We start from the raw sequence: 5,419 nt of genomic DNA, 5'->3' as shown, positions 1-5,419 counted from the left end.
TCATCCAGGTCTGGGTCTACAACCGCTGCTACAAGTCGGTCAAGGTCGCCCGCGCCCAGGCCGAGGTGGAGCCGCTGGGGCCACACCTGGGTAAATCGGGAGGTCACTACTATCCCCAGTCGGAAGCTTCCAAACGCTATGTCGAACGCTTCGGCATCCCCTATGGGAGCTGGTGATGCATCGCCTGCTCGCCCTGCTCCCCCAGAACCCGCAACTGTGCGGGGCTCTTCTTAGTCCAGAGCACCTTGCAAGGATGAGTTGAGTACACAGCGATACCCATCAGTGTCGGGAAATCGATGGGTATCGCTCAGCTCGCGGAACGCCGCCCGCCCCATCCTCCGAGTTACGACTACCTGACGCCCAAAAGGGGCCCGAAGGCCCCAAGCAGCAGACCGTCCGGACCGATCAGAACACCTGCATCAGGCGGATGTTCAGCCGGTGCTCCTCACGAAATCCGTTCTCGACTTCGAAGTCGCGACCATAGGTGGCCGCCACCTGCGTCTTCGTCAGAAAGAACCAGGAGAAGCCCAGGGACCATTTGCCACTCTCCTGGCGATCGTCCAGCCACTGCCGGTCCACCTGGCTCTCGCCGCCATCGAGCCAGGACAGGCCTGCACGCAAATCCAGGGTCGGGGTGAGCTGGTAGCGCAGGAAGCCCTGGTACTGGTAACTGGGCTTCTGTCGGTGGGTCCAGCGGCCGCTGCCATAGTGGTTGTTGCGGCCGTAGAACATCACATCGGCGGCCAGGTCCAGGGACAGCCGTTCGGTCAGGCCGGTGGCGAAGCCGGCCTGCAGATTCAACTTCCAGCGGTTCTCGCCGAGGTTCAGCGTGTCGTCGCCGTCGTACTCGCCAAGGGGCAGGAACAGATAGGGCGTGATGCCGAAGTAGCTGCGGCGTTCAGGATCGTCCAGCAGCCAGAGCGGCATGGCGAGGATGGGATCAGCCAGGCCGCTGCTGTCCTCCAGGCCATTGCGGCCATCCAGCCGACCGAACGGCAGCAGCACCTGGGGCGCTACCCGGTAACCGGCCAGGTCGGTGTAGTGCACCAGGCGCAGCATGCCGATCTGCGAATCCAGCCCCGGCGAATCGGCGATGCGCTCGCCGCGCCGATACAGATGGTCGCGCTCGGCGCCCTGCAGGTAGAGCAGCCCCGCCGTGGTGCCGGCCGGGGCCGCGACATAGTCGCCGGCATCCAGGTCCAGCGCATGGGCGCTCCGGGTGCCGGACAGGCAGCAGGCCAACAGGCCGAGCCCCCAGGCAGCGGCCCAGGTCTTGTTGTCGAAGGTGGGTGGGCCGATCAGATCGGCCTCTTGGTGGACAGGCAGCATCATGCATCCTCGTTCTTGTTGTTCTACCCCGTCGAGGGGGCCGAACAGGCCAGGCGCAGGATGCGTGCCAGGCACCGTGAGATGATGCAACAAGCTGAAATGGAAGGCTTTTTTCAGCTCGACCAGAAGTTCGGAACGGGCGCCCGGGCCGCCCTGCCCCTTACAGGTGTAAGCCGCGCGGCAGCGGGCCCATACAACCATCGGGCAAGTGACGGACAGGGCCTAAACTCGTAAGGTGTAGGCAACCGTGCCAGCCCGCTCTCCCACGTGCTGCCGCCGAACAAGAACAAGATCGTCACTGCGGATACCGCGAAACAGCGCCCATCGAGGCGACGCGTCGCTATCCGAGGAGGCTGCATGAGCACCATCTCGACCCCGAGCCTGCACATCGACACCGTGCTCTCCTACGCTGGCGACGCAACCTCTGCGCAGCCCGGAACAGGCCGTGAACCCATCATCACCCGCTCCTGGAAGCGCTGCATCCAGGACTATGGCCTCGACCCGTCGAAACCCGCGCCGCCACGCTATGTGCCGCGCCAGGTACTGCGCGAGCACCAGGACCAGGCGGACGAGCTGATCAATGTCGCCCGCGCCGGCGTGGAGCAGCTTTACCGACATATCGCCGAGCTGGGCTACGTGATCCTGCTCACCGACAACCGGGGCATCACCGTGCAGTTCCTGGGCGACCCGCTGGACGAGGCGGCCCATCGCAAGACCGGCCTCTACCTGGGCGCGGACTGGAGCGAGGACCACGCCGGCACTTGCGCGGTGGGCACCTGCATCAAGGAGCAGGCACCCTTGACCTGCCATCATCACGACCACTTCAGCGCCCACCATATTGCCCTGACCTGCACCGCGGTGCCGATCTTCAATCCCCAAGGCCAGCTACTGGCGGTACTGGATATCTCGGCGCTGAATTCACCGCCGTCCAAGGACTCGCAGCAGTTCGCCCTGCAGCTGGTCAAGCAGTACGCGCGGATGATCGAAGACGCCTACTTCCTGCGGCGCTACCGCGACGCCCATATCCTCTGCTTCGATCGCTCCCGCGAGTTCGTGCTGATCAATCGCCAGTACCTGCTGGCCCTGGCGGGCGACGGCAGCCTGCTCGCGGCCAACACCGCGGCCCGCACACTGTTGGCCGAGTGCGGCCTGCAGCTGCCGGAGCGGCCTTCGGCCCTGGCGCGCCGGGTTGGCATCCAGGATCTGTTCGACTGCGAGGCGGACGACATCTTCAGCATTCCCCATGCCAGTCCGGACCAGGTCCGCGCCTTCCGCACCCATCGCCAGAACGCCCTGTTCTTTGCCGCCCTGATGGAACCGAGCCGTGCGCCACTGACGCCGCCAGCCCAGGGGCAGGTGCAGGCACGCTGTCCGCTCGATGAACTGGCGGACGACGACCCGGCCATGCGCAAGATGCTCGCCCGCGCCAAGCGCCTGTGCAGCGAGCCGCTGAACGTGCTGCTCAATGGCGAGACCGGTACCGGCAAGGAGCGCCTTGCCCGCGCGCTGCACGACAGCAGCAACCGGCGCAAGGCCGCCTTCATCGCCATCAATTGCGCCGCGATGCCGGAATCCCTGATCGAGAGCGAGCTTTTCGGCTACCAGCCGGGAACCTTCACCGGCGCCCGCAGCAAGGGCATGCGCGGCCTGATCCAGCAGGCCGATGGCGGCACCCTGTTCCTGGACGAGATCGGCGACATGCCGCTGCACCTGCAGACACGGCTGCTGCGCGTGCTGGCCGAACAGGAAGTGATGCCGCTGGGCGGCGAGAAGCCGATCAAGGTCAATGTCCGCGTGGTTGCCGCCAGCCACCGCGACCTGCGCCAGATGATCGAGGCCGGGCAGTTCCGCGAGGACCTGTTCTACCGCCTGAACGGCGCCATCCTGCGTCTGCCGCCGCTGCGCGAGCGCGCCGACAAGGGCTACCTGATCGAGCATATCTTCAAGGAGCTCTGCGGCCAGCGTCAGCGACCCGCGCGCATCCGCGGCGATGCCATGAGCGCTCTCCTCGGCTATGCCTGGCCGGGCAATATTCGCGAACTGCGCAACGCCTTGCAGTACGCCCTGGCCACGGCGGAAACGGACGAGATCACGGTCAACGACCTGCCGGAGGAGTGCCTGCCCGGCGTCAACCCACGGCAGGCCAGCCGCCCCGCTCTCCCCCAGGCGCAACAGCCCGACCACGCCCGCGAGCTCGAAGAGAGCCTGCGCCGGCAGCGCTGGAACGTCAGCGCCGCGGCCCGCGAACTGGGCATGTCACGCCCGACCCTGTATCGCTGGATGAAGCTCTACAACATCGTCCCGCCGAATGCCCAGTAAAGCTGAGCGACTGCCATCGACGTCGCATTCGCAGGACCCGTGAACCCATCGAGCCCGGCCCGAGCGAGCATCGCCCGGGCCGGGCAACGGTGCCGGCCTATCGGTCAGGTGTGCGCGGGTCCCACAGCAAGTGCGGCGAATCCGTCTCGTACCCCAGACCCTCGGGGAAGCTCACCAGTTCCAGCTGCAGGCCCCAGGGCGCGAGGAAATAGACCCAGGTAAGCCCAGCCGCCGGCCCGTCAGTGAAGGTCGATGGGGTGTCCAGTACCTGCACGCCTCGGGACTTCAGGTACGCCACGGCGAGGTCCATGTCATCGACGTAGAACGCCAGGTGATGCCCGCCGATATCGCTGTTGCGCGGCAAGCGGCGATTCTGGTCAGGGGCGCTGTACTCGAAGATTTCCAGGTTGGTGCCATTGCCACAGCGGACCATCTGGAAGTCGCGGATGGCCGCCCGGGGATGCACATTGAGGTGGCGCTCCATCCAGTCGTCTTCGAAGCGGAATTCGCCAAACCTGAAATACGGTTCGCAACCGAGTACATCGACGAAGAAGGCCACTGCTTCGGCCAGGTCCGGCACGGTGATGCCGATGTGCTGCATACCGCGCATGCCAGGCAGTGTGCCGTTCGACAGGTGAGTGTGGTTCATGAAGCTCTCCAGACAGGGTGTTGTTGTTCGAGATCGGGCAGCGCACAGCGCCCCCCCTGTTCTCCAGCACAACCGATGCCACTCACCAAGCTGTTGATTCCGCTGGATTCATTACCCTGGAACGGCCAGCGACCTGTAAAGGCACTTACAGGTGTAAAGCACTTTGGACAGATCCGGATCGAGGCGAAAAGCCCGGTTTCATGCGCTTCTGCACCCTGGCCCGGTTGTTGCTGAGCACTGCACGCACCCTCTCGAACTATCGGAGAACGATGTGGAGTCTCAGCACAGGGCCGCGAAGCCGGCCAAGTTGGAAGCCGGCGTGAAGCTGCGCGGCGCCGAGAAGGTGGCGCGCATTCCGGTGAAGATCATTCCCACCGAAGACATACCGCGCAAACCCGACTGGATCCGCGTGGAAATCGCAGCATCGCCCGAGGTGGCGCGGATCAAGCAACTGCTGCGCAAGCACAAGCTGCACAGCGTCTGCGAAGAGGCCTCCTGCCCGAACCTGGGCGAGTGCTTCTCCGGTGGCAGCGCGACCTTCATGATCATGGGCGACATCTGCACCCGCCGCTGTCCGTTCTGCGACGTCGGCCACGGCCGGCCGAAGCCGCTGGACCCGGTCGAGCCGAAAAACCTCGCAGTGGCCATTGCCGACCTGCGCCTCAAATACGTGGTGATCACCTCGGTGGATCGCGACGACCTGCGCGACGGCGGTGCCCAGCACTTCGTCGACTGCCTGCGGGAGATCCGCAAGCTGTCCCCGGGCATCCAGCTGGAAACCCTGGTGCCGGACTACCGCGGGCGCATGGACGTGGCCCTGGCCATCACCGAACAAGAGCCGCCGGATGTGTTCAACCACAACCTGGAAACCGTACCGCGCCTGTACAAGGCCGCACGTCCCGGCTCGGACTTCGAGTGGTCGCTGGACCTGCTGGCGAACTTCAAGCAGCGCGTGCCGCAGGTGCCGACCAAGTCCGGCCTGATGCTGGGCCTGGGCGAGACCGACGAGGAAGTGATCGAAGTCATGCAGCGCATGCGCGAGCACCAGATCGACATGCTCACCCTTGGCCAGTACCTGCAACCCTCGCGCAGCCACCTGCCGGTGCAGCGCTTCGTCCACCC

General features: G+C 65.3%; 4 protein-coding genes. 2 read left to right on the top strand and 2 right to left on the bottom strand.

From position 1 onward, the window contains the following. Nucleotides 1-405 precede the first annotated feature (405 nt). A complete protein-coding gene (locus E8F11_RS13490) occupies nt 406-1,332 on the bottom strand; it encodes a transporter (RefSeq protein ID WP_280289322.1) in 927 nt (308 codons plus the stop codon). A gap of 354 nt (nt 1,333-1,686) precedes the next feature. Between E8F11_RS13490 and E8F11_RS13485 the strand changes: the two genes are divergently transcribed. Then, nucleotides 1,687-3,648: a sigma-54-dependent Fis family transcriptional regulator gene (locus E8F11_RS13485; RefSeq protein WP_280289321.1), complete on the top strand. Its 1,962-nt coding sequence runs from the start codon at nt 1,687-1,689 to the stop codon at nt 3,646-3,648. Nucleotides 3,649-3,745: 97 nt separating this feature from the next. Here the strand turns inward: E8F11_RS13485 and E8F11_RS13480 are convergent, their stop codons facing one another. After that, entirely contained in the window at nt 3,746-4,297 is a 552-nt protein-coding gene (locus tag E8F11_RS13480; protein WP_280289320.1) for a VOC family protein, read from the bottom strand. A gap of 271 nt (nt 4,298-4,568) precedes the next feature. On the opposite strand from E8F11_RS13480, the gene lipA reads away from it, so the two are divergent. Then, nucleotides 4,569-5,419: lipoyl synthase (gene lipA / locus E8F11_RS13475; protein WP_280289319.1), on the top strand; the 851-nt coding region annotated here is incomplete at its 3' end.

It is taken from the genome of Pseudomonas sp. BN417, from assembly GCF_029871205.1.
In the GTDB taxonomy this organism is placed as follows: Bacteria; Pseudomonadota; Gammaproteobacteria; order Pseudomonadales; family Pseudomonadaceae; genus Metapseudomonas.
This window is presented reverse-complemented; position numbering and strand designations above follow the sequence as displayed.